This is a genomic window from Pseudomonas palleroniana (assembly GCF_003031675.1).
Classification (GTDB): Bacteria; Pseudomonadota; Gammaproteobacteria; order Pseudomonadales; family Pseudomonadaceae; genus Aquipseudomonas; species Aquipseudomonas palleroniana.
The window spans coordinates 21,118-46,213 of sequence record NZ_PYWX01000041.1; the positions used below are offsets into that span (position 1 = coordinate 21,118).

Annotated in this window: 20 protein-coding genes and 1 pseudogene; 11 read left to right on the top strand and 10 right to left on the bottom strand. The window is 61.4% G+C overall.

Features of this window, described 5'->3' with window-relative positions:
* The first annotated feature begins 6 nt into the window (after positions 1 to 6).
* The 9 genes from murD (at position 7) to lpxC (ending at position 10,474) form a co-directional block, all read left to right on the top strand.
* Positions 7 to 1,353: a UDP-N-acetylmuramoyl-L-alanine--D-glutamate ligase gene (gene murD / locus C9383_RS14390; protein WP_090366689.1), complete on the top strand. Its 1,347-nt coding sequence runs from the start codon at positions 7 to 9 to the stop codon at positions 1,351 to 1,353.
* Entirely contained in the window at positions 1,350 to 2,573 is a 1,224-nt protein-coding gene (gene ftsW, locus C9383_RS14395) for a putative lipid II flippase FtsW (RefSeq protein ID WP_060753911.1), read from the top strand. The genes murD and ftsW overlap by 4 nt, the downstream gene beginning before the upstream one ends.
* Positions 2,563 to 3,633: an undecaprenyldiphospho-muramoylpentapeptide beta-N-acetylglucosaminyltransferase gene (gene murG, locus C9383_RS14400; protein WP_060753910.1), complete on the top strand. Its 1,071-nt coding sequence runs from the start codon at positions 2,563 to 2,565 to the stop codon at positions 3,631 to 3,633. Before ftsW ends, murG begins: the two co-directional genes overlap by 11 nt.
* Positions 3,626 to 5,074: a UDP-N-acetylmuramate--L-alanine ligase gene (gene murC, locus C9383_RS14405; RefSeq protein WP_060753909.1), complete on the top strand. Its 1,449-nt coding sequence runs from the start codon at positions 3,626 to 3,628 to the stop codon at positions 5,072 to 5,074. The genes murG and murC overlap by 8 nt, the downstream gene beginning before the upstream one ends.
* Positions 5,071 to 6,027: a D-alanine--D-alanine ligase gene (locus tag C9383_RS14410; protein ID WP_060753908.1), complete on the top strand. Its 957-nt coding sequence runs from the start codon at positions 5,071 to 5,073 to the stop codon at positions 6,025 to 6,027. The genes murC and C9383_RS14410 overlap by 4 nt, the downstream gene beginning before the upstream one ends.
* A 4-nt stretch (positions 6,028 to 6,031) precedes the next feature.
* A complete protein-coding gene (locus C9383_RS14415) occupies positions 6,032 to 6,901 on the top strand; it encodes a cell division protein FtsQ/DivIB (RefSeq protein WP_060753907.1) in 870 nt (289 codons plus the stop codon).
* Between the two features lie 15 nt (positions 6,902 to 6,916).
* Positions 6,917 to 8,179 (top strand): cell division protein FtsA, encoded by a 1,263-nt coding sequence (ftsA, locus tag C9383_RS14420; RefSeq protein ID WP_060753906.1) that lies wholly within the window; start codon positions 6,917 to 6,919, stop codon positions 8,177 to 8,179.
* 74 nt (positions 8,180 to 8,253) lie between these two features.
* The gene (ftsZ, locus tag C9383_RS14425) at positions 8,254 to 9,450 is read left to right on the top strand and encodes a cell division protein FtsZ (RefSeq protein ID WP_060753905.1); all 1,197 of its coding nucleotides are present in this window, start codon (positions 8,254 to 8,256) and stop codon (positions 9,448 to 9,450) included.
* Between the two features lie 112 nt (positions 9,451 to 9,562).
* Positions 9,563 to 10,474 carry a UDP-3-O-acyl-N-acetylglucosamine deacetylase gene (gene lpxC, locus C9383_RS14430; protein WP_003171886.1) on the top strand — a complete coding sequence of 304 codons (912 nt, stop codon included), beginning with the start codon at positions 9,563 to 9,565 and terminating at the stop codon, positions 10,472 to 10,474.
* Between the two features lie 52 nt (positions 10,475 to 10,526).
* On the opposite strand, the gene C9383_RS14435 is transcribed toward lpxC, so the two are convergent.
* The 6 genes and pseudogenes from C9383_RS14435 to C9383_RS14460 form a co-directional block, all read right to left on the bottom strand.
* Positions 10,527 to 12,014 (bottom strand): GGDEF domain-containing protein, encoded by a 1,488-nt coding sequence (locus C9383_RS14435; protein WP_090366687.1) that lies wholly within the window; start codon positions 12,012 to 12,014, stop codon positions 10,527 to 10,529.
* Positions 12,015 to 12,099: 85 nt separating this feature from the next.
* Positions 12,100 to 13,422 (bottom strand): OprD family porin, encoded by a 1,323-nt coding sequence (locus C9383_RS14440; RefSeq protein WP_090366685.1) that lies wholly within the window; start codon positions 13,420 to 13,422, stop codon positions 12,100 to 12,102.
* A 391-nt stretch (positions 13,423 to 13,813) separates the two neighbouring features.
* Positions 13,814 to 15,178, bottom strand: a complete 1,365-nt coding sequence (locus tag C9383_RS14445) for a heavy metal sensor histidine kinase (protein WP_090366683.1) — start codon at positions 15,176 to 15,178, stop codon at positions 13,814 to 13,816.
* Positions 15,168 to 15,860: a heavy metal response regulator transcription factor gene (locus C9383_RS14450; RefSeq protein WP_060753901.1), complete on the bottom strand. Its 693-nt coding sequence runs from the start codon at positions 15,858 to 15,860 to the stop codon at positions 15,168 to 15,170. Before C9383_RS14450 ends, C9383_RS14445 begins: the two co-directional genes overlap by 11 nt.
* A gap of 30 nt (positions 15,861 to 15,890) precedes the next feature.
* Positions 15,891 to 18,986: a multidrug efflux RND transporter permease subunit gene (locus C9383_RS14455; protein WP_090366680.1), complete on the bottom strand. Its 3,096-nt coding sequence runs from the start codon at positions 18,984 to 18,986 to the stop codon at positions 15,891 to 15,893.
* Positions 18,983 to 20,154: pseudogene (locus C9383_RS14460) on the bottom strand (efflux RND transporter periplasmic adaptor subunit). The gene C9383_RS14455 and the pseudogene C9383_RS14460 overlap by 4 nt, the downstream one beginning before the upstream one ends.
* A gap of 214 nt (positions 20,155 to 20,368) precedes the next feature.
* Between C9383_RS14460 and C9383_RS14465 the strand changes: the two are divergent.
* Both C9383_RS14465 and C9383_RS14470 read left to right on the top strand, forming a co-directional pair.
* Entirely contained in the window at positions 20,369 to 20,602 is a 234-nt protein-coding gene (locus C9383_RS14465) for a hypothetical protein (protein ID WP_060753898.1), read from the top strand.
* A gap of 172 nt (positions 20,603 to 20,774) precedes the next feature.
* Positions 20,775 to 21,563: a transporter substrate-binding domain-containing protein gene (locus tag C9383_RS14470; RefSeq protein ID WP_090366676.1), complete on the top strand. Its 789-nt coding sequence runs from the start codon at positions 20,775 to 20,777 to the stop codon at positions 21,561 to 21,563.
* Positions 21,564 to 21,581: 18 nt separating this feature from the next.
* On the opposite strand, the gene C9383_RS14475 is transcribed toward C9383_RS14470, so the two are convergent.
* The 4 genes from C9383_RS14475 to C9383_RS14490 form a co-directional block, all read right to left on the bottom strand.
* Positions 21,582 to 22,325 (bottom strand): YkgJ family cysteine cluster protein, encoded by a 744-nt coding sequence (locus tag C9383_RS14475; protein ID WP_090366674.1) that lies wholly within the window; start codon positions 22,323 to 22,325, stop codon positions 21,582 to 21,584.
* A gap of 110 nt (positions 22,326 to 22,435) precedes the next feature.
* On the bottom strand, positions 22,436 to 22,918 hold the full coding sequence (locus C9383_RS14480) for a GNAT family N-acetyltransferase (protein ID WP_090366672.1): 483 nt from the start codon (positions 22,916 to 22,918) through the stop codon (positions 22,436 to 22,438).
* A 3-nt stretch (positions 22,919 to 22,921) separates the two neighbouring features.
* Positions 22,922 to 23,824: a chemotaxis protein CheV gene (locus C9383_RS14485; RefSeq protein WP_090366670.1), complete on the bottom strand. Its 903-nt coding sequence runs from the start codon at positions 23,822 to 23,824 to the stop codon at positions 22,922 to 22,924.
* Positions 23,825 to 23,935: 111 nt separating this feature from the next.
* Complete coding sequence (locus tag C9383_RS14490; protein ID WP_090366668.1) at positions 23,936 to 24,910, bottom strand: 2-hydroxyacid dehydrogenase; 975 nt, start codon at positions 24,908 to 24,910, stop codon at positions 23,936 to 23,938.
* Between the last annotated feature and the right edge of the window lie 186 nt (positions 24,911 to 25,096).

Here is a 25,096-nt window from a genome sequence, read left to right on the forward strand (position 1 = left end):
AAACGAGTGTCCCTGATCGCTTCAGACCACTTCCGCATCGTTGTCGGCCTCGGCAAGAGCGGCATGTCCCTGGTTCGCTTCCTGGCGAGCCGGGGCGTGGCGTTCGCCGTGGCCGACACGCGGGAAAATCCACCGGAGCTGGTCACGCTGCGCCGTGACTATCCGCACGTGGAAGTGCGTTGTGGCGAGCTGGATGTCGAGTTTCTGTGCCGCGCCGACGAGCTCTACGTGAGCCCCGGCCTGGCGCTGGCGACACCGGCCCTGCAAGCAGCAGCGGCGCGTGGCGTGAAGCTGTCGGGCGATATCGACTTGTTTGCGCGGCACGCGAAGGCGCCGATCGTGGCCATCAGCGGCTCCAATGCAAAAAGCACCGTGACCACCCTGGTTGGGGAGATGGCCGTGGCGGCCGGCAAGCGTGTGGCCGTGGGCGGCAACCTCGGCGTGCCGGCCCTGGACTTGCTCGGCGACGACGTCGAGCTGTACGTGATGGAGCTGTCGAGCTTCCAGCTGGAAACCACCCACGACCTGGGCGCCGAAGTCGCCACCGTGCTGAACGTCAGCGAAGACCACATGGACCGCTACAGCGGCCTGCCGGCGTATCACCTGGCCAAACACCGGATCTTCCGCGGTGCCAGGCAGGTAGTGGTCAACCGTCAGGATGCCTTGAGCCGTCCGCTGATGGGCGAGGGCCTGCCGTGCTGGACCTTCGGTCTGGGCAAACCCGACTTCAAGGCCTTCGGTATCCGTGAAGAAAACGGCGAGAAATACCTGGCCTTCGAATTCCAGAACCTGATGCCGGTGCGCGAGCTGAAAATCCGCGGTGCGCATAACCAGTCCAACGCCCTGGCGGCACTGGCGCTCGGTCATGCCGTTGGCCTGCCGTTCGATGCCATGTTGTCGAGCCTGCGCACGTTCGGTGGTCTTGAGCATCGCTGCCAGTGGGTTCGCGACCTGGATCGCGTCAGCTACTACAACGATTCCAAAGCGACCAACGTCGGTGCGGCGCTGGCGGCCATCGAAGGCCTCGGTGCCGATATCGAAGGCAAGCTGGTGCTGATTGCCGGCGGTGATGGCAAGGGCGCCGACTTCAAGGACCTCAAAGAGCCGGTCGCCGCACATTGCCGCGCCGTGGTGTTGATGGGCCGTGATTCGGACCTGATCGGTGCCGCCATTGGTGACGCCGTGCCGCAGGTTCGCGTGACGTCCCTGGACGACGCCATTGCGCAATGCAGGGCCCTGGCCCAGCCGGGCGATGCGGTGTTGCTGTCGCCGGCCTGTGCCAGTTTCGACATGTTCAAGAACTACGAAGAGCGCGGCCAGTTGTTTGCCCGCGGCGTGGAGGCCTTGGCATGAGCATCAATTTCAGAAACATCATCAAGCCGTACCCGTCGCCGATCATCACCGGGCGTGGTATCGACCTCGACTTCCCAATGCTCGCCGGCTGCCTCGCGCTGCTGGGCCTGGGCCTGGTGATGATCACTTCGGCATCCTCCGAAGTTGCCGCCGTGCAGTCGGGCAACACCCTGTACATGATGATCCGTCACCTGGTGTACCTGGTGATCGGCCTCGGGGCCGGCGTTGTCACCATGATGATCCCCATCGCCACCTGGCAGCGCCTGGGTTGGATGATGCTGATTGGCGCGTTCGGCCTGCTGGTCATGGTGATCCTGCCCGGCATCGGTCGTGAGGTGAACGGTTCGATGCGCTGGATCGGCTTCGGTGCGTTCAACGTGCAGCCGTCGGAAATCGCCAAGGTGTTCGTGGTGATCTACCTCGCCGGCTACCTGGTACGTCGACAGAAAGAAGTGCGCGAAAGCTGGATGGGCTTCTTCAAGCCGTTCATCGTGCTGCTGCCGATGGCCGGCCTGTTGTTGATGGAGCCCGACTTCGGCGCAACCGTGGTGATGATGGGCGCGGCGGCGGCGATGTTGTTCCTGGGCGGCGTGGGCCTGTTCCGCTTCACCTTGATGGTGGTACTGGCGGTTGCGGCGGTGACGATTCTGGTCCAGGCGCAACCCTATCGTATGGCGCGTCTGATTACCTTTACCGACCCCTGGTCCGACCAGTTCGGTTCCGGCTACCAGTTGACCCAGGCGCTGATCGCCTTCGGTCGCGGCGAGTGGCTGGGCGTGGGCCTGGGCAACAGTGTGCAGAAGCAGTTCTACCTGCCGGAAGCGCATACCGACTTCGTATTCTCGGTGCTCGCCGAAGAGCTGGGCGTGGTGGGTTCGCTGTGCACCGTCGCGTTGTTCCTGTTTGTGTGCGTACGCGGCATGTACATCGGCTTGTGGGCCGAGAAGGCCAAACAGTTTTTCGCCGCCTATGTGGCGTACGGCTTGTCGTTCCTGTGGATCGGCCAGTTCCTGATCAACATCGGGGTGAACGTCGGCCTGCTGCCGACCAAGGGCCTGACCCTGCCGTTCCTCAGTTATGGCGGCAGTTCGTTGGTGATCTGCTGCGTGTGCCTGGGCTTGTTGCTGCGCATCGAGTGGGAGAGTCGAACCCACCTGGGCAGCGAAGAGATGGAGTTCAGCGAAAGCGACTTCGCCGAGGAGCCGTCTCATGGGCGCTAATGTGCTGATTATGGCGGGCGGCACCGGGGGCCATGTGTTCCCGGCCCTGGCGTGTGCGCGTGAATTCCAGAGCCGTGGCTACACCGTGCACTGGCTGGGGACGCCACGTGGCATCGAGAACGATCTGGTACCGAATGCCGGCCTGCCATTGCATTTGATCAACGTCACCGGCCTGCGTGGCAAAAGCAAACTGTCTCTGCTCAAGGCGCCGTTTGTGCTGCTCAAGGCGGTGTTCCAGGCACGCAAGATCATTCGGGAATTGAAGCCGGTCTGTGTGCTCGGTTTCGGCGGTTATGTGACCGGCCCTGGCGGTGTTGCCGCCAGGCTCGCCGGCGTGCCGGTGATCGTGCACGAGCAGAACGCCGTCGCCGGCACTGCCAACCGCCTGCTGGCGCCGTTGGCTGCGCGGGTGTGCGAGGCTTTCCCGAAGACCTTTGGTGTCTCGGACAAACTGCGTACCACCGGCAACCCGGTACGCACCGAACTGTTTATGGATATCGCGCGCCAGGCCCTGGTCGGGCGCAAGGCTCACCTGCTGATCCTGGGCGGAAGCCTGGGCTCCGAGCCGCTGAACAAGCTGCTGCCGGAAGCGGTGGCGCAACTCCCGGTGGAGCTGCGCCCGGAGATCTTCCATCAGGCCGGCAAGGATCATGGTGAAGTCACCGCCACGCGCTATCGCGAGGCGGGTGTAGAGGCGAACGTACAGCCCTTCATCAAAGACATGGCCCATGCCTATGGCTGGGCCGACCTGGTGGTCTGTCGCGCTGGTGCGCTGACCGTCAGTGAACTGGCCGCCGCCGGTCTGCCCTCGTTGCTGGTGCCTTTGCCCCATGCCATCGACGATCACCAGACCCGCAACGCCGAATATTTGGCCGGGGAGGGCGCTGCCTTCCTGCTGCCGCAAAGAACGACTGGCGCCGCCGATTTGGCCGCACGCCTGACCGAGGTTTTGATGCAACCGGAACGACTCAGCAACATGGCGAGCACCGCAAGCCGCCTGGCCAAACCCGACGCTACCCGAACCGTGGTGGATATCTGCCTGGAGGTGGCCCATGGTTGAGAATCAGAAAGCCATGCCACAACCGGAGATGCGCCGCATCCGTCGTATCCACTTCGTCGGGATCGGCGGCGTGGGCATGTGCGGTATTGCCGAGGTCTTGCTGAACCTGGGTTACCAGGTCTCCGGTTCGGACTTGAAAGAGTCGCCGGTGACCGATCGCCTGAAGTCCTTCGGTGCACAGATCTTTATCGGCCATCGTGCCGAGAACGCCGCCGAGGCGGACGTGCTGGTGGTTTCCAGTGCCGTGAACACCTCCAACCCGGAAGTGGCCACCGCCCTTGAACGGCGTATTCCGGTGGTACCACGCGCCGAGATGCTGGCCGAGCTGATGCGCTATCGCCATGGCATCGCCGTCGCCGGTACTCACGGCAAAACCACCACCACCAGCCTGATCGCCTCGGTATTCGCCGCCGGTGGCCTGGACCCGACGTTCGTGATTGGTGGCCGCCTGAATGCAGCCGGCACCAATGCACAGCTCGGCACCAGCCGCTACCTGATCGCCGAAGCCGACGAAAGTGATGCCAGCTTCCTGCACCTGCAACCGTTGGTGGCGGTGGTGACCAACATCGACGCGGACCACATGGCGACCTACGACGGCGACTTCAACAAGTTGAAGAAAACCTTCGTCGAGTTCCTGCACAACCTGCCGTTCTACGGGTTGGCCGTGGTGTGCCTGGACGATCCGGTCGTGCGTGAAATCCTGCCGCTGGTCAAGCGCCCGACCGTGACCTACGGCTTCAGCGAAGACGCGGACGTGCGCGCAATCAATGTGCGCCAGGAAGGCATGCAAACCTTCTTCACCGTGCTGCGTCCTGACCGTGAGCCGCTGGATGTCTCGGTCAACATGCCGGGCAACCACAACGTGCTCAACTCCCTGGCGACCATCTGCATCGCCACCGACGAGGGCGTCAGCGATGAAGCCATTGTCGAAGGCTTGTCGCGCTTTGCCGGTGTCGGCCGCCGCTTCCAGGTCTACGGCCAGTTGCCGGTAGACGGTGGCGACGTGATGCTGGTGGACGACTACGGCCACCACCCGACTGAAGTCGCGGCGGTGATCAAGGCCGTGCGCGGCGGTTGGCCGGAGCGCCGCCTGGTGATGGTCTATCAGCCGCATCGCTACAGCCGCACCCGCGACCTGTATGACGATTTCGTCAATGTATTGGCCGATGCCAACGTGCTGCTGTTGATGGAAGTCTACCCGGCCGGTGAAGAACCGATTCCGGGCGCCGACAGCCGCAAGTTGTGCAACAGCATCCGCCAGCGTGGCCAGTTGGACCCTATCTACATCGAGCGTGGCGTGGATCTGGCGCCGCTCGTCAAGCCGCTGTTGCGTGCCGGCGATATCCTGCTGTGCCAGGGCGCCGGCGACATCGGTGGCCTTGCCCCTAAATTGCTGGCGAGCCCGCTTTTCGCCGCTGCCGAAAAGGGGAAGTCGAAATGACCACTGACTACGGCTCCCTGTTTTCCAGAATTACCCCGGCCGACTTCGGCCGTGTAGCGGTGCTGTTCGGCGGCAAAAGCGCCGAGCGCGAAGTGTCGCTCAAATCCGGCAACGCCGTGCTCGAAGCCTTGCAAAGCGCCGGTGTGAATGCCTTCGGTATCGACGTGGGCGATGATTTCCTCGCCCGCCTGCAGGCCGAGAAGATCGACCGCGCCTTCATCATTCTCCACGGCCGTGGCGGTGAAGACGGCAGCATGCAGGGTCTGTTGGAGTGCGCGGGCATCCCTTACACCGGCAGCGGGATCCTCGCTTCCGCCTTGGCCATGGACAAGTTGCGCACCAAGCAGGTGTGGCACAGCCTGGGGATTCCAACCCCGCGTCACAGCGTTCTGTGCAGCGAAGACGATTGTATTTCCGCGGCCAAGGAACTGGGTCTGCCTTTGATCGTCAAACCTGCCCATGAAGGCTCCAGTATCGGCATGGCCAAAGTGAACTCGGCCGCCGAATTGATAGACGCATGGAAAGCGGCAAGTACCTACGATTCGCAAGTGTTGGTGGAACAGTGGATCCAAGGTCCCGAGTACACCATCGCCACCCTGCGTGGCCAGGTATTGCCGCCTATCGCATTGGGTACGCCCCACACCTTTTATGACTACGACGCCAAGTACCTGGCCTCCGATACCCAGTACCGGATTCCATGTGGCCTCGATTCAACCAAGGAACAGCAATTGATGGACCTCACGGCGAAAGCCTGTGAGGCACTGGGTATCGCCGGTTGGGCGCGGGCAGACGTGATGCAGGATGAGCAAGGGAATTTCTGGTTCCTGGAAGTCAACACCGCTCCCGGCATGACCGATCACAGCCTGGTACCTATGGCCGCCCGTGCCGCCGGTCTGGATTTCCAGCAGCTGGTGCTGGCGATCCTGGCCGCAAGCGTTGAGTCAAGAGGCTAAGAACATGAACGGCGCATCGCTTCGTCATCAGCCCCCACCCGTACCGAGCCGCAAGCCGGTGCCGCGGGGTGCCAGCCGAATGGTGGCTAAAGAGCCGATGTCGGTGCGCTTGCCCAAGGCCAACTTTGGCTTCCTCAAGGCGCTGTTCTGGCCGGTGTTGCTGGTGGCGTTGGGTTTCGGCACCTACGAGGGCGCCCAGCGTCTGCTGCCGTATGCCGACCGACCGATTACCAAGGTCAGTGTGCAGGGCGACTTGAGCTACATCAGCCAGCAGGCGGTGCAGCAGCGCATCGGCCCGTACCTGGCGGCGAGCTTCTTCACCATCGACCTGGCCGGTATGCGCTCGGAGCTGGAACAGATGCCGTGGATCGCCCACGCCGAAGTCCGACGTGTATGGCCGGACCAGGTGACGATCCGCCTGGAAGAGCAACTGCCCGTGGCCCGTTGGGGCGATGGCGCGTTGCTGAACAACCAGGGGCAGGCGTTTGCGCCTCGTGAAGTGGCCAACTATGAGCACCTGCCGCAGCTGTTCGGGCCGCAGCGGGCGCAACAGCAAGTGATGCAGCAGTACCAGGCGTTGAGCCAGATGCTGCGGCCGCTGGGCTTCTCCATTGCACGCCTGGAATTGCGTGAGCGGGGCAGCTGGTTTTTGACGACCGGGGCAGGCAGTTCCGGCCCGGGCATCGAGTTGTTGCTGGGACGCGACCGCTTGGTGGAGAAGATGCGCCGCTTTATTGCCATCTATGACAAAACCTTGAAAGAACAGATTACGAACATTGCGAGCGTCGACCTGCGTTACGCCAACGGCCTGGCCGTCGGCTGGCGTACACCGGCTGCGCCCACGGCAGCACAACCCGCTGTCGCGAAGAATTAAGAAGAGGCAGGACCCATGGCAAACGTGCAAAGCGGCAAAATGATCGTCGGTCTCGATATCGGCACCTCCAAGGTGGTGGCGCTGGTGGGCGAGGTCGGGGAAGACGGCACGATCGAAATCGTCGGTATTGGCACGCATCCGTCCCGGGGCCTCAAGAAGGGCGTGGTGGTCAACATCGAGTCCACCGTGCAATCGATCCAGCGCGCCATCGAAGAAGCGCAGCTGATGGCCGGTTGCCGGATTCACTCGGCGTTCGTCGGCGTTGCCGGTAACCACATCCGCAGCTTGAACTCCCACGGCATCGTGGCGATCCGCGACCGCGAAGTCAGTTCGGCCGACCTCGAGCGCGTCCTCGACGCCGCCCAGGCCGTGGCCATCCCGGCTGACCAGCGCGTCCTGCACACCCTGCCGCAGGACTATGTGATCGACAACCAGGAAGGTGTTCGCGAGCCCCTGGGCATGTCGGGCGTACGTCTGGAGGCCAAGGTCCACGTGGTGACCTGCGCCGTCAACGCCGCGCAGAACATTGAAAAATGCGTGCGCCGCTGCGGCCTGGAAATCGACGACATCATTCTCGAGCAACTGGCTTCGGCCTACTCGGTACTGACCGACGACGAAAAAGAACTGGGCGTGTGCCTGGTGGACATCGGTGGCGGCACCACCGACATCGCGATCTTCACCGAAGGCGCGATCCGTCACACCGCCGTGATCCCGATTGCGGGCGACCAGGTGACCAACGACATCGCCATGGCGTTGCGGACACCGACCCAGTACGCCGAAGAAATCAAGATTCGCTACGCCTGTGCCCTGGCCAAGCTGGCCGGTGCCGGTGAAACCATCAAGGTTCCAAGTGTCGGCGACCGCCCACCGCGCGAACTGTCGCGCCAGGCCCTGGCCGAAGTGGTCGAGCCACGCTACGACGAACTGTTCACCCTGATCCAGGCGGAACTGCGCCGCAGTGGCTACGAAGATCTGATCCCGGCCGGCATCGTGCTGACCGGTGGTACTTCGAAAATGGAAGGCGCGGTCGAACTGGCCGAGGAAATCTTCCACATGCCGGTGCGCCTGGGCGTGCCTCATGGCGTGAAGGGCCTGGGCGACGTGGTGCGCAACCCGATTTATTCCACTGGCGTGGGCTTGCTGTTGTACGGGCTGCAAAAGCAGACCGACGGCATTTCCCTGTCGGGCCCGAGCATTCGTGACAGCTACCGCAGCGACGACGATGAGAAAGCGCCGTTGCTGGACCGGATCAAAAGCTGGGTGCAAGGCAACTTCTAACGGTTTACCGCAACACCGCAACACCGTTCCAAGCAGTAGGCGAAAAAACTAGAGAAAATGAAAGGAGAGGGAACATGTTCGAACTCGTAGACAACATCCCCGCAAGCCCGGTCATCAAAGTGATCGGTGTCGGCGGTGGCGGCGGCAACGCTGTCAACCATATGGTCAAGAGCAACATTGAAGGCGTTGAGTTCATTTGCGCCAACACTGATGCCCAAGCGCTGAAAAGTATCGGTGCGCGGACCATCCTGCAATTGGGCACAGCCGTGACCAAGGGCCTCGGCGCCGGCGCCAACCCGGAAGTCGGCCGTCAAGCCGCTCTGGAAGACCGCGAGCGTATTGCCGAAGTGCTGCAAGGCACCAACATGGTGTTCATCACCACCGGCATGGGCGGCGGTACCGGTACCGGTGCTGCGCCGATCATTGCCGAAGTGGCCAAGGAAATGGGCATTCTGACCGTCGCTGTGGTGACCCGTCCGTTCCCGTTCGAAGGCCGCAAGCGCATGCAGATCGCCGACGAAGGTATCCGTCTGCTGTCTGAAAGCGTCGACTCGTTGATCACCATTCCCAACGAGAAGCTGCTGACTATCCTGGGTAAAGACGCCAGCCTGCTGTCGGCTTTCGCCAAGGCTGACGATGTACTGGCCGGTGCCGTTCGCGGTATCTCCGACATCATCAAGCGTCCAGGCATGATCAACGTCGACTTTGCCGACGTGCGTACCGTGATGAGCGAAATGGGCATGGCGATGATGGGCACTGGCTGCGCCAGCGGTCCGAACCGTGCACGCGAAGCCACTGAAGCGGCCATCCGCAACCCGTTGCTGGAAGACGTGAACCTGCAAGGCGCGCGCGGCATCCTGGTGAACATCACCGCAGGTCCTGACCTGTCCTTGGGCGAATACTCCGACGTGGGTAGCATCATCGAAGCCTTCGCTTCCGAGCACGCCATGGTCAAGGTCGGCACCGTTATCGATCCGGACATGCGTGATGAGCTGCACGTGACCGTGGTTGCTACCGGCCTGGGTGCAAAAATCGAGAAGCCTGTGAAGGTCATCGACAACACCCTGCACAACAGCCAGGCCAGCCAGCCAGCTGCGGCTCCAGCGCCCGTGCGTCAGGAACAGCCGTCGGTGAACTACCGTGATCTGGACCGTCCGACCGTGATGCGCAACCAGGCCCAGGCCGGTGCTGCGGCGTCTCGTAGCCTGAATCCGCAAGATGATCTGGACTACCTGGACATCCCGGCATTCTTGCGTCGTCAGGCCGATTAATGGAATGTATCAGGGCTATGAAGGTGATTGGTGTTCAGCAAAGGTCTGGTCTGGTATTATCGCCAGCCTTTGTTGATACCAGTTCGCAATTTGCGCTGAAGCGGTCCAATCCATGATTAAACAACGCACCCTGAAGAATATTATCCGTGCAACAGGTGTAGGTCTGCACTCCGGGGAGAAGGTATACCTGACCCTCAAACCTGCACCTGTCGACACCGGCATCGTGTTTGTTCGTGCCGACCTGGACCCTGTGGTGCAGATTCCTGCTCGCGCGGAAAACGTTGGCGAAACCACTATGTCGACCACATTGGTCAACGGTGACGTCAAAGTGGATACGGTGGAGCACTTGCTCTCGGCCATGGCTGGCCTGGGCATCGATAACGCCTACGTCGAGCTCTCCGCGTCCGAAGTCCCGATCATGGATGGCAGCGCTGGACCCTTCGTATTCTTGATTCAATCTGCCGGCCTGGAAGAACAGGACGCAGCCAAGAAGTTCATTCGTATTCTGCGGGAAGTGACAGTAGAAGACGGCGACAAGCGCGCCACCTTCGTCCCGTTCGAAGGCTTTAAAGTGAGCTTTGAGATCGATTTCGATCACCCGGTATTCCGTGACCGCACCCAAAGTGCAAGCGTGGATTTTTCCAGTACTTCGTTCGTAAAAGAAGTCAGCCGCGCGCGTACCTTTGGTTTCATGAGTGACATCGAGTACCTGCGCAAGCACAACCTCGCACTCGGCGGTAGCGTTGAAAACGCCATTGTGGTCGACGCGGATGGTGTACTGAACGAAGACGGCCTTCGCTATGAAGACGAATTCGTGAAGCACAAGATCCTCGATGCAATCGGTGACCTCTACCTGCTGGGCAACAGCCTGATAGGTGAGTTCAAAGGCTTCAAGTCGGGCCACGCCCTTAACAACCAGCTGCTGCGCAAGTTGATTGAGCAGACAGACGCTTGGGAAGTCGTGACCTTCGAAGATGCCAGCACCGCACCGATCTCTTACATGCGTCCCGTTGCGGCGGTGTAAGTAACAACTCTCTTTCTTTAGTTTTGAAAGGCCACCTTCGGGTGGCCTTTTTTTATTCGCTCATTGCTATCCGGTTACGGCCCGAGTACTTGGCCTCATACAACGCCTGATCCGCACTGAGCAATAACGTCTCCAGGGACATGTGGCTGTGTTTGTCCCAGGTGCTCATGCCGATGCTCACGGTAATCGGCTGCTCGGCGCCGGGCACCAGTGGCAAGTGTTCGACACTGCTGCGGATATGTTCGGCGATCACCCAGGCGCCTTTGACGTCGGTGTGCGGCAGCACCACCGCAAACTCTTCTCCACCGTAGCGCGCGGCCAGGTCTGCCGGGCGCCGGATGTTGTCGCTGATCACCTGGGCAACCGTGCGCAGCGCCTCGTCGCCACCGTGATGGCCGTGGCGGTCGTTGAACGCCTTGAAGTGATCGACATCGATCATCAGCAGCGTCAGCGGCTCGGTCGAGCGTTGTGCGCGGTCCCATTCCAGTTGCAGGCGTTGGTCGAGCACGCGGCGGTTGGCCAGGCCGGTCAGGGCGTCGGTGGCGGCCAACTCCGACAGCACTTGTTCGGCGCGATAGCGGCGGCGCAGTTCGCGGCGCAGCATCCAGGTCAGCCATAACAAACCGATGCACAGTACACCGGTGGCACCACTGGTCAGCAACGCGGCACGTTTCCAGGGGGCGAACACATCCTCGCTGGACAGGGCCACCACCACGATCAGCGGCAGGTCGCCCACGTTGGTGAATGTATATAGGCGCTCTATCCCGGTGAGGGTGGAGACTGCCTGGAAGCTGCCTTCGCCTTCGCGCAGCATGCGCTTGAAGTTGGGGCGATCACTCAGGTCTTTGTCGATCATGTCGCGTTCCAGCAACGGCTGCTGGGCCAGGAGAATGCCGCGGTTGCTCAGCAGATTCACGGAGCTGCCACTGCCGATGGTAAGGCGATTGAACAATTGATCGAAATACGCCAGGCGCATGGTCGCCACCGCCACCCCGGCAAATTCGCCATTAGGCCCGGATACGCGGCGGCTGAATGCGATACGCCACACTTGCTCGCAGTCGCAGTGGATCTTGAAGGGGCGGCTGATAAACAGCCCGGCGTCGGGGTTCTGTTGCTGCACCAGGAAGTAGTCGCGATCAGCAAAATTGCGCCGTGTCGGATGCAGGGTCGAGGAGTCGGCAATCACCGCACCATTGGCATCCAGTAGCAGTACTTCGCCTTTGAAGGGTGCCGCGTTGGATTGATCAAACTGCACCAGGTGCCGGATGTCCGCAGGCACCGACGTCAAGTCCTTGTACGAGGTGGCCGCGATCAGACCCTGCAATGCCAGATCGTAGAGTTCGACGTTGCGCAGCACATCGGCGTTGATCAGCTGGGCGATGTTGGTGGTCATGCGCTTGGCCGCCTGCAGGGTGCTGGCGTGTTCACGGCTTAGCAGCGCGGTGACGATCACCACGATCAGGATTACGGTCAGGCTACTGCCCAAAAGCAGCAACAGTTCCGAACGGACGGGCAGTTTACGAGTGCGGGGTTGGCTCATCGCGCAGACTTCAACAGGAAGATACTGGCAGTTTAGTTCTGCACGATGAAAATTAAATCATTGGTTAATAAGAAAAGTTTTTTGATCAGAACACATTGATCGGGTAGTCCACGATCACGCGGTATTCATCCACATCCCGGTCTACCGCCGAGTAGCCATTGCCCCCGCGGTTGGTCGCCCATTGCAGGCGCACGGCCAGGTTCTTGGCCTTGCCGCCCTGTACCACGTATTTGAGGTCGATGTCGCGTTCCCAGTGCTTGGCGTCCTTACCGTCGGCGCTATACCAGGCGCTGTAGCCACGGCTGTTGGGGTCGACCTTGGTCAGGTCGGTCTTGCCGCTGATGTACGAGACGGCTGAGGTCAGGCCAGGCAGGCCGAGGCCGGCAAAATCATAAGCATACTTGAGCTTCCACGAGCGCTCGCCAGGTCCGTTGAAGTCCGAGTATTGCTGGGAGTTATCCAGGTAAATGCTGTCGCCTTGGGTGATGTAGTCGAATGGCGTGTTGCCGTTGACCCGTTGGTAGGCGGCGGTGACGCTGTGATGGCCGATGCCCACGGTCAGGTGCAGGCTGTAGGTGTTGTTGTCGATGCTGCCCAGCAACGATTGCCCGGTGTCCTGGGTGTGATAGTAGTGCAGGCCAGGGTTGAGGCTGACCAGGTCGTTCAGCGTGTAGGTGTAGTCCAGGTCGTAGTAGTACTGATGCCAGATGTCCTTGAGTTCGGAGGCGTATAGATTGCTGGTGAGGCCCGCAACACCGCTGAACGATACGCCGGCCCAGTTCAGGTGTCGGCTGTCGGTGTGGTGCGGCAGGGTGCCGTAGCTGGTGCCGATACGGCGGTGGCCGCTCTGGTTGTAGAGCTTGGTGAAACTGGCCTGGCCGCCTTCGATCATCCAACCGTCGAAACTGTGGTTGGCCAGGCTCACGCCACGGAAGGTCTGCGGCAACATGCGGGTCATGCCGCCGGCGATTACCGGGTTGTTGAGCAACAGGTCACCGGCTTTCAGCTCGGTGTCCAAAGCACGCATTTTCAAGGTGCCGCCGGCGGTGGAGAACGAGCCGGGGGCTTTGCCGTTGCCGCTGCCATAAGGAAGGATGCTGGAACCGTCGGTGCCGCCACCGCCGTCAAGCTTGAGGCCGAGCATGGCATTGAGGTCCAGGCCGAATCCGACCGTGCCTTGGGTGTAACCGGACTCGAAGGTGCCGATAAAACCCTGGCCCCACTCCTTGCTGTCATCGGTGTGAATGTCGCGACGGTCGCGGTTCATGTAGTAGTTGCGGGTGTTGATGTTGAGGTGCGAGCCTTCGACGAAACCGTCGGCGGAGGTCGGGTCGGCGGCGTGGGCGAGAGAGGTGATCGTTGCTGCAATAGCGACAAATAACGGGGTGAATGTCAGCGAGGTTTTCACCAGTGAAGCTCCTTTGGTCAATCATTGACGGCCAATGTCGTAGGGGGTGCCTGGCCTTTTTTTACGGCAAAAAAAAGCCGCTGAAGTCAGCGGCTTTAAGACGAATTCCCAGTGTAGAGCCCTGGAAATAAGTCGAGGGAAATTCGGGTGAGCGGGAAGCTGTCTTTGCCATCGCGCTCATCGATGCGTCAAAGTAACGCAGGTGAGCGGTGCGATACAGAGTGTAACAAGATAATGACTGTTGCCAAAACCGCAACAGTTTGGAATGGATGGTGCGTTTTGTTTCAAGTGTGGGAGGGGGCTTGCTCCCGATAGCAGAGTATCAGTCGCTACATTCGTGACTGATGCACCGCTATCGGGAGCAAGCCCCCTCCCACATTTGCCGGCCGATTCAGATTGGCAGGGTGATGCCAAAGGTGTTGCCGCCACCCTCACTGCGTACAAACACATCCCCCCCATGCATCAGCGCAATCGCCTTGACGATGGCCAGCCCCAATCCGTGGTTCGCTCCGCTGTTGCTGCGCGACGCATCCACCCGATAAAAACGTTCGAACAAGCGGGGCAAATGCTCGCCGGCAATCTCGTCGCCAGGGTTGGTCACGCCGATCGTCACCTGATGCGCCTGCTGTTCAATGCTCACGTCGATGACCTGCCCCGGCGCGGTGTGCTGCACGGCATTGCTCAGCAGGTTGATCAGCGCACGGCGCAGGTGGGCCTTTTCGATATGGACCAAGGCGTCGCCACGTACCTGCACTTTGACCTGGGCATCTTCAAGGATGAAGTCCAGGTAATCGAGGGTGGTGGCCACCTCATCGGCCAGTGAGCTTTCAATCAGCTTGGTCGCCTTGCTGCCCTGATCGGCGCTGGCCAGGAACAGCATGTCATTGATGATTGAACGCAGGCGTTCCAGCTCTTCAAGGTTCGATTGCAGGACCTCGAAGTAATGCTCCGCCGAGCGCCCCCGTGTCAGCGCGACCTGGGTCTGGCCGATCAGGTTGGTCAGCGGCGAACGCAGCTCGTGCGCCACGTCGGCGTTGAACGATTCCAGGCGTGAGTAGGCTTGTTCCACCCGGTCCAGGGTGGAGTTGAACGAGTTGACGAACTGGCTCAGTTCCGGCGGCAGCGGCGACAACTGTAGCCGCCCGGAGAGTTTGGGTGGCGCAAGCTTCTGCGCTTCGTCCGAGAGCTTGCCCAAGGGCTTGAGCCCGATGCGCGAGACCCAGAATCCCAGCAGAGCCGCCAGCACTACACCGACAAAGGCCAGGCCGATCAGGGCCATCAACAGCTGATGCTGGGTGGCGCGGAAGTTCTCGGTGTCGATGGCAATCAGGAAGCGCAAGGGCGGGCGTTGTTCTTTGGCCGGAAACTGGCTCACCAGCACTTTGAACGGATATTCATGCCCCGGCAGACGCAGGTCGCGTTTGCCGGTGGGGCCGGCGGCGAAGGCGCGAATCCGTGCATCCGGCTCACCGTATTCATACTGAGAGTCGCTGCTGACCACCCAAAACCGGATGCGTTTGTCTTCCTCACCCAGCAGCTTGAGTTTGGCGGTGATCTTCGCCCAGTGCTCCGGAGTACCGAAGCGTGTCACCGAAGACTCCAGCACGCTGTAGCGGGCATCCAGCTCGGCGCCGGGCAGCAAGCCCAGGCCACGGTCCACTTGCTGGTACAGCGCGCCGCCGATCAGCACGAAGATCAGCAGCGCGACCAGGGTGAACATGCCGCTCAGGCGCAGGGCGATCGAGTTAGCGGCCACTTGGGTTCTCCAGCACACGGCTTTCCAGTACATAACCCATGCCGCGAATGGTGTGCAGCAGTTTCTCCTCGAACGGCCCGTCGAGCTTGGCGCGCAGGCGCTTGATGGCAACTTCCACCACGTTGGCGTCACTGTCGAAGTTGATGTCCCAGACCATTTCCGCAATGGCGGTCTTGGACAGGATTTCGCCCTGGCGTCGCGCCAATACACTGAGCAGCGAGAACTCTTTCGCCGTCAGGTCCAGGCGCACGCCATTACGGCTGGCCTTGCGGCTGATCAGGTCGATCCACAGGTCGGCGACGGTGACCTGCACCGGCTCATGCCCGCCACTGCGGCGGGTCAACGCTTGCAGGCGCGCCACCAGTTCCAGGAACGAAAACGGTTTGCCCAAATAGTCATCGGCGCCTTCGCGCAGGCCACGAATACGGTCCTCCACGCGCTCGCGGGCGGTGAGCATGATCACCGGCGTCTGCTTGCGCGCGCGCAATGCGCGCAACACGCCGAAGCCGTCGAGGCCGGGCAGCATCACATCGAGCACGATCACTGCGTAGTCATTCTCCAGCGCCAGGTGCAAACCCTCGACACCTTCGCGTGCCACATCGACGGTGTAGCCTTGCTCGGTCAAGCCACGGTGCAGGTAGTCCGCGGTTTTCTCTTCATCTTCAACAATCAGAACGCGCATGAGCCGTTTGCTCCAGGACGGGCCTCAGCCTCAATGTGGGGTCGCCAGCCCAAGCGCTGGCTTGGGCCGGTGGAAGATCTTCTCAAGGTACAAGTATATGACCGGCGTGGTGAACAGCGTCAGCGCCTGGCTCACCAGCAGGCCACCCACCACGGCAATGCCCAGCGGTTGACGCAGCTCCGCACCCGGGCCGGAACCCAGCATCAACGGCACCGCACCGAGCAATGCGGCCAGGGTCGTCATGATGATCGGCCGGAACCGCGTGACGCACGCTTCATAAATCGCTTCTTGCGGTGCCAGCCCGCGCACGCGTTGGGCTTCCAGGGCGAAGTCGATCATCAGGATGCCGTTTTTCTTGACGATACCGATCAACAACACCAGGCCGATCAACGCCATGATCGAAAAATCCTGGCCCAGCAGCCACAGCATGATCAGCGCGCCCAGGCCCGCCGAGGGCAAGGTGGAGATGATTGTCAATGGGTGCACAAAGCTCTCATACAGCACCCCCAGGATAATGTAGACCGCCACCAGCGCCGCGAGGATCAGCCAGGGTTGGCTGGCCAGCGAACTCTGGAACGCCTGGGCCGCGCCCTGGAACGTCCCGATCAAGGTTGCGGGCATGCCGATTTCATTCTTGGCCTGGTTGAGCATGATCACCGCATCCCCCAGTGCGACGCCGGGCGCCAGGTTGAACGACAGGTTGGCGGCCGGGAACATGCCGTCATGGCTGATGGACAACGGCCCGACACTGGGCGGGTCGACCTTGGCCAGGGCCGACAGTGGCACCATCTCGTTGGTCAGCGGCGAGCGCAGGTAAAAGTAGTTCAGGCTTTCAGCCTTGCCGCGCTGCTGGCTGTCCAGTTCCAGTACCACCTGGTATTGATTGATCTCGGTCTGGAATTCGTTGATCTGGCGCTGGCCGAAGGCGTCGTACAGCGCCTGGTCGACATCGGTGGCGGTCAGGCCGAAGCGTGCGGCGGCCTGGCGGTCGATGCTGATGTGGGTGATGCTGCCGCCCAGTTGCAGGTCGTTGGACAGGTCGCGAAACGCCGGGTTGGCGCGCAGTTTTTCGGTGAGGCGCTGGGTCCAGGTGTTGAGCGTCGGGCCGTCGTTGCTCTTGAGCACATATTGATACTGGGCGCGGCTGGGGCCGGAGCTGAGGTTGATGTCCTGGCCGGCGCGCAGGTACAGCACGATGCCCGGCACTTTCGCCAACTGCGGGCGCAGGCGATCGATGAACTGGCTGGCGGACACATCGCGATCACCGCGGTCTTTCAAGGCGATCCAGAAGCGACCGTTGGCGATGGTCTGGTTGCTGCCGGTCACGCCTACCGAATGGGAAAACGCTTCCACCGCCGGGTCAGCCTTGATGATCTCGGCCAGGGCCTTGTGTTTGGCGACCATGTCCGGGTAAGACACGTCGGCTGCGGCTTCGCTGGTCCCCAGTACAAAACCGGTGTCCTGCACCGGGAAGAAGCCCTTGGGGATAAACACATAACCGACCACGGCCAGGGCCAGCGTCACCAGAAAGATCGCCGCCATGCTGCGTTGATGGGCCAGGGCGCGGCGCAGGTTGCGCGCATAGCCGGCCAGCAGGCGTTCGCTGAAGCCCGGTTTGTCGTGGGCGTGGTGAGTCGGTGCGCGCATGAACAGCGCGGCCAGGGTGGGCGCCAGTGTCAGCGAAACCACCACCGAAATCAGAATGGTCGAGGTGGCCGTCAGCGCAAACTCCTTGAACAGCCGTCCGACCACGCCGCCCATGAACAGCAGCGGGATAAACGCCGCCACCAGCGAGAAGCTGATCGACACGACGGTAAAGCCAATCTCGCCGGAACCCTTGATCGCCGCTTCACGTTTGTCGAGACCCGCTTCCAGGTGGCGGTGAATGTTCTCCACCACCACGATAGCGTCGTCCACGACAAAACCGACCGCGATCACGATCGCCACCAGGGTGAGGTTGTTGAGGCTGAAGCCCAGCACATACATCAGCGCGAAACTGGCGACCAGCGACACGCCAAGCACGCTGGACACAATCAGCGTCGCCGACAACTGGCGCAGAAACAGCGCCATCACCGCCACCACCAGCAGGATGGCGATCAGCAGTGTCACTTCCACTTCATGCAGGGATGCGCGGATGGTCTTGGTGCGGTCGCTCAACACACTGACGTTGACCGAGGCCGGCAGCATGCCTTCCAGGCGCGGCAGCGCGGCCTGGATACGGTCCACGGTCTCGACGATGTTGGCGCCCGGCTGGCGTGAAATCACCAGGTTGACGCCGGGCGTATCGCCTGACCAGGCCTGCACGTAGGCGTTTTCCGAACCGTTGATGACTTTGGCGATGTCACGCAGTTGAACCGGTGCACCGTTCTTGTAGGAAACGATCAGTTGGCCGTATTCGTCCGGGTGAAACAGCTGGTCGTTGGTCGACAGTGTCGACACGCTGTTCTCCCCGTAGATCGCGCCCTTGGCAAGGTTCAGGCTCGACTGCTGGATGGCCAGGCGCACGTCCGCGAGGGTCAGGCCGATGGCCGCGAGTTTGTCCGGCGAGGCCTGCACGCGAATCGCCGGGCGCTGCTGGCCGGTGATGTTGATCTGGCCGACGCCGTCGATCTGGCTGATCTGGCGGGCCAGCAGGGTTTCCACGTAGTCGCTCAGTTCGGTGCTGGGCATGCTGTCGGCGCTGACGCTGAGGATCAGTACCGGGCTGTCTGCCGGGTTGACCTTTTTCCAGGTCGGCAGGCTCGGCATGTCCCTGGGCAGTTTGCCGGACGCAGTGTTGATCGCCGCCTGGACTTCCTGTGCCGCGGTGTCGATGCTTTTGTTCAGGGTGAATTGCAGGGTCAGCAGGCTTGAGCCCAAGGCGCTGCTGGAGGTCATCTGGGTCACGCCGGGAATGGCGCTGAATTGCACCTCCAAGGGCGTTGCGACCGACGAGGCCATGGTGTCCGGGCTGGCTCCGGGCAGGGTAGCGGTGACCTGGATCGTCGGAAACTCCGCTTCCGGCAGTGGGGCGACGGCCAGGCGTGGGAAGGCAATCAGCCCCAGCAACACCAGGGCGAAGGTCAGCAGCAGGGTGGCAACCGGATGGTCGACGCACCACGCGGAAGGCGAACGGCTGCCGCTCATGGTTGCACCTGAGGGGCAACGGTCTGGATCACTTGGGGCGGTTCCTTGAGCACCTCCACCCGCGCCCCGGCCTTGAGCCGCGACTGACCATCGCTGACCAGCACGTCCCCGGCCTGTACCCCCTTGATGATGTTGAGGTCGCTGTTCTGGTAGACCACTTGCACCGGCACCACTTCAACCTTGTCACCGCTGACCCGGTACACGAAGTGCGAGTCCAGGCCGCGTTGCACCACGGTCGGCGGTACCACCAAGGCATTGTTGTCCATGGCGGTCTGGATCTTGAGGGTCACCAGCTGCCCCGGCCACAGGCGCTGGGCGGCGTTGTTGAACTCGGCTTTGGCGCGCAGGGTGCCGGTGGTGGAGTTGATCTGGTTGTCGATCAGGCTCAAATGGCCTTCGGCGAGCAGGTCGCCGGTCTGGCCGTCGGTGTCGGCGCCCATGTAGACATCGACGTTGGCCTGGGTCGGCGCGGCGATCAAGCCTTGCAGGGTCGGCAGCATTTGCTGTGGCAGGGAAAATTCGACGGCAATCGGGTCGATCTGCGTGACGGAGAACAGACCCTGGGTATCACTCATACGCAGGAAGTTACCCTCATCCACGGTGCGAATACCGACGCGGCCGCTGACTGGCGAGTGTATCTGCGTATAGGAAAGTTGCACCTGAGCCGAGTCGATAGCGGCCTGGTTGCCCTGGACCGTGGCCTTGAGCTGATTGACCAAGGCTTGTTGCTGGTCGTAAGTCTGCTTGGATACGCCGTCGTCAACACTCAATGCCTTGTAGCGCTTGAGGTTGACCAACGCCACCTGCAACTGGGCCTGGCTTTCTCCCAATTGTGCCCTGGCCTGGTCGAGGCTGGCGCGGATCGAGCGGTCGTCGAGGGTTGCCAGCAGGTCGCCGGCCTTGACCCACTGGCCTTCCTTGACCAGCAGTCTGGTCAGGATGCCGTCGATTTGCGGGCGAATCACCACACTGTGCAGCGACAGCACCGAACCGATACCACTGACGAAACGCGGGACATCCTGTTGTGCAACGCTCACCACACGCACCGGAATGGCAGCCGGTGCAGCCAGTTTGGTCTTGGCGGGGCGGGTCAATNCAATGCCCAGGCTGCAACCGCCAGCACCAAAAGGACGCCCACCAGCAGGGCCGTGTTTCGTTTTATTTGCATAGGTGAGGCGCCAGGGCAAAGGATCGTAAGAATGAATGAACCTTTATAGCTCGCCGACCCGGTCAGCAAAGTGACCGCTGTCTGACGGCGCTGTCAGTTAAGGTCCGACCATTCGTACGACAATAGATAAAGATACGAGGGCCGCAGGTATACTGCGCGCCAGTGTGGCCTGCAAGCCGGTCCCTCTCCATTTTTTGCCCGCTCCGGAGCTTTCATGACTTCCCCGACCCAACCCGCTGTTGAAGCGACCGACCTCGTTGATACGGCCAATGCCGACGGCGTTGAAAAAGCCGAGATCCCGGCTTTCAAGTTCCCTTTCAAGCCGGGTGAACTGGCCGGGGCCAAGAATGCCGGCCAGCCTTGGTACAAGGGCGGTGTCAAGAACGGTCATACCAAGACGCCGGGCATGGCGCCACCCGGTACTCGCCGTTCCATGGGTAAACGTTAAGAGTAAAAATTCGCGGGCAATACCGATCATTGCCTACGGCAATAGCTGAAATTTCGTATTGTCGGCCCGCGGACCTTTCTTGAAAGCTTGCACGGTATCCGCTTCGCTCCGGTTGTTTTTGCCGGAGCGAAGGTGAGATGAGGCTGGCTTTTCCGGAAAGGATATCCCCCTGATGCTGAAACAGCTCTGTGTTGCGTTTGCCGTATTACTGCTGCTCGTCATGTTCAGCACTGCCGCTGCCAGTGATCCACCCAGACACGAAATCCGTTTTGCCGTCGCCGCGCATTTTCCCCCGTTTCAAAGCCGCAATCAGCAAGGCCAACTGGTGGGGCTGAATATCGAATTGGGCAACGCCCTGTGCGTGCAGCTCAATGTGCGTTGTACCTGGGTCGACCAGGTGGTTGTGGAAAACTTTCCTGCCCTTGAAGCCCGGCAATTCGATGCGATCATGGGCATGGCGCCGACATCGGCCCGGCGGCAGTGGGTGAACTTCACGGATGATCTCTACCCGATCACCACCCGCCTGGTGGGCCGTAGATCATCGGGTTTGACTCCGGATCGGCGGTCGCTCAAGGGCAAGCGTGTCGGCGTCCTGGTGAAAAGTAACCGTGAAGCCTTTGCCCTGTCGCAGTGGGCGCCGGCAGGGGTGACCATCAAGAGTTTCTGGCTCAATGACCAGCTGGTTCGCAGCCTGGTCGCGGGTGACATCGATGCGACGCTGCAAGGTACTGTGGAAATCCGTGAAGCGCTGCTCGACACACCCGACGGCCTGGGTTTCGACTTCCTCGGCCCTGTCGTCTCGTCGCAACTATTGGGTAACAGCGTGGCGATTGCGGTGCGTAAGCCCGATACGGCGTTACGCAGTGAACTCAATCGTGCACTCGAACAACTGATGCAGAACGGCGAGTACCGACGCATCCTGCACTCTTACCCTGTTAACGGGCTGCATGCCTGTCCATGACCGCCCGTTTCCCCAGGGTCAGGCGGCGCGCAAGGAGATGAATGCATAGTTGGCAGGCACTTCGGTAACGATTTGTGCCCCGGCATCCAGCACCTGTTCGGCGATATCCATCCCGGACACATGAAACACCCACTCATGGGCCGCATACGGCTGGTCAACCGCCAACTCGATCGCCTGGGTAAAGGCGTGCATGTCCGGTAAGTAGGCCGTAAAACCGTCACCCTTCAGCGCTGTGGTGCGGATGCCGAGTAAGGCGCACACCGCCTCTTTGGTCTGTACATCATCACGGTCAGCCTGGCGTGAGCGACGAATCAGCTCCGCCAATGCAGGGTCCATCAGCTCACCCCCGACGATCAGGGCCGGCCCTTGTTCCCAGGATTCCGGTGGGCAATCCTTGGCCGCCGGGTTCAGCGGAATATGCGGGTTGATTTCCATCGGGTAGATCCGACACACCAGCGGGCGCCGCTCGTAGATGCCGCAGCGGTTGTCTTCGTCAAGATTCCGGCAGCGCCCGGCGTTGTAGGCGGCAAAGGTGATTGCCACGAAGGCCTCGGTATTGCCGCTGGGCACGCTCACCGAACGGCGCTCGGCGTGTTCGCGCTGCTGCTGCGGCACCCCCAGTCCGCTGGCCAGGAAACCTTCTACAAGAACGATCACATTACCGCCATCCGCCGCCCATTGCCGGGCTTCGTCGAGGGTCAGGGGGACGTGGTGGTCGGTGCAGCACTTGCCGCAACCTACGCAGGAAAAATGAGTGTTCATGGGCAAGTTCTGTCACCAGGCAAGGTCAGAGGGCACGCAGGAACGGTGACGGGTTTTTACCTCTATCCACCATTCGGGCTCTCTTGAAGCAAGTTACACGCCAGTGCCTGTCAGTCCTCTATCACTACATCGCGTAGGACAAATCTCATGCCTGCGCTTTCATAGAGCTGCCGCGCGCGTACGTTGCTTTCCAGCACCTTGAGGTCCACGTAGGGTTCGCCGCGCTGCTTGAACATTGCAAAGGCCTGCAGCAATAACGCACGCCCCAACCCCTGGCCTTGGGCGCAGGGGTGAATCGAGAGGTTCTTGATAAAGGCGCTGGTCCAGCATTGAGCCACGCCGAGCACGCCGTCAGCGTTACTGGCCACCAGGCACAGCGTCGGGTCGAACTCGGCATCCGTGATGAATTGATGTTGCCATTGCTCCAGGCTGGGCACGCGACCGCCACCCTGGTCCTGGGTCAGGCGCAAGACTGAATGGATGGCAGGGGCCAGTTCGGCCCGGTAATGATCCAGCTCAATACCCGCCGGCCACTGTGGCGCGGGCAGGCTGCCCGTCAGGTCACGGCGCAGCAGCTGGAAGTATTCCCGCATGCCTCACAGACCTTTTTGCGCCACGCTCTGGGCGGCGACCACCAGGCATTTGGTCAATTCTGGCGAGGAGAACTTGGTCAGCACCGCGTTGGCCCCGGCCAAGCGCGCTTTCTCGCTGTTCATCGCGCTGTCCAGGGAGGTGTGCAGCAGCACATAAAGGTCTTGGAAGTCCGGAGTTTCGCGCAAGGTGCGGGTGAGGGCGTAACCGTCCATTTCGGACATTTCGATGTCCGACACCACTACGTTGATCTGCGCGTCGGTGCCTTGCAGCTCCAGCAGCACATCAATCGCTTCCTTGGCGCTGCGGGCGGTGTGGCAGGTCAAGCCGAGGTTGCGCAGGGTATGTACCGACTGTTGCAAGGCGACCTGGCTGTCATCCACCACCAGGATGCGGGCATGGCCAAGGACTTCGGCTTCTTCCATGGTCAGGTCGGTCGGCGCTGCTTCAATCGGGGCCGGGGCGATGCCATGGATGACTTTCTCGATATCCAGCACTTGCACCAACCCGCCTTCCACCTGGGTAACCCCGGTGATAAAGGCACGGTTGCCACCGGAGCCATAGGGCGGTGGGCGGATATCGGTGGTCAGGCAGTGCACGATCTTGCTCACCGCCTGCACATGCAGGCCCTGCTTGGAGCGGCTGACATCGGTGACGATCAGGCAGCCGCCGTCGGGGTCTTGCAGGGGCATCTCCCCCAGGGCGCGGCTCAGGTCGATCACCGACAGCGAAGCGCCGCGCAACGTGGCAATGCCTTTGACGTGGGGGTGCGACTCCGGCAGCCGGGTCAACGGCGGGCAGGGGATGATTTCACTGACTTTCAGCAGGTTGATCGCCATCAGCTTGCCGCTGCGCAAGGTAAAGAGCAGAAGCGAGAGTGAGTCTGCGCGGGCTTTGGTGGTGGACATAAAAACCTTCTGTGGATCAGGGAGTGTGATCTGTAGCAGGTTATCGACTCGGGGGAGCCAGGCTTTAACCGGATTTTGTTGCGGGCCGGCTCCCCCCACCGTGGATCTGTATCAGCCCTTCCACACTTGTGGGTTCACCAAATCCTGCGGACGCTGCCCCAGCAAGGCGCTGCGCAGGTTATCCAAGGCACGGTTGGCCATGGCTTCGCGGGTTTCATGCGTCGCCGAGCCGATGTGCGGCAGCGTCACGGCATTGCTCAGTTGAAACAACGGCGACTCGGCCAATGGCTCCTGTTCATACACATCCAGACCGGCACCGCGAATTTGCCGGTTTTGCAGGGCCTCGATCAGCGCCGGTTCATCGACGACAGGCCCACGGGAAATATTGATCAGGATCGCGCTGGACTTCATCAGCCCCAGCTCGCGGGTGCTGATCAGGTGGCGGGTCTTTTCGCTCAACGGCACCACCAGGCACACGAAGTCGGCTTCGGCCAGCAATTGGTCCAGGCTACGGAACTGCGCGCCCAGCTCCTGCTCCAGCGCCGTCTTGCGACTATTGCCGCTGTACAGGATCGGCATATTGAAACCCAGGCGACCGCGTCGGGCCACCGCTGCGCCAATATTACCCATGCCCACGATACCGAGGGTCTTGCCGTGCACATCGCAGCCGAACAACGGTGCGCCGACGCTGGCTTTCCACTGGCCGGCCTTGGTCCAGGCGTCCAGCTCGGCCACGCGGCGCGCGCTGCTCATCAGCAGGGCGAAGGCCAGGTCGGCGGTGCTTTCGGTGAGTACATCGGGGGTATTGGTGAGCATGATCCCGCGCTCGTTGAAGTAGGGCAGGTCATAGTTGTCGTAACCCACCGAGACACTGGACACCACTTCCAGCTTGCTCGCCGCTTCGAGTTGCGCATGGCCCAGCCTGCGGCCCACGCCAATCAGGCCGTGGGCATGGGGCAGGGCGTCATTGAATTGAGTGTTGATGTCGCCGCGCTTGGGGTCGGGCACGATCACCTCGAACTCCTGTTGCAGGCGTTCGATCATGGGCGGGGTGATACGGCTGAAGGCAAGGACAGTCTTTTTCATTGCAGGCGGGCTCATCGACTACGGAAGAATGCCAAGCACGCTAACATTTATCCCCCCAACGCAACACCACTGTAGTGAGCGGGCTTGCCCCGCGCTGGGCGGCGCAGCCGCCCCAAACCCAGGCACCTCGGTCCTCCTGAAATACCGCGGCGTCTTTGTTGGGGCGGCTTTGCCACCCAGCGCGGG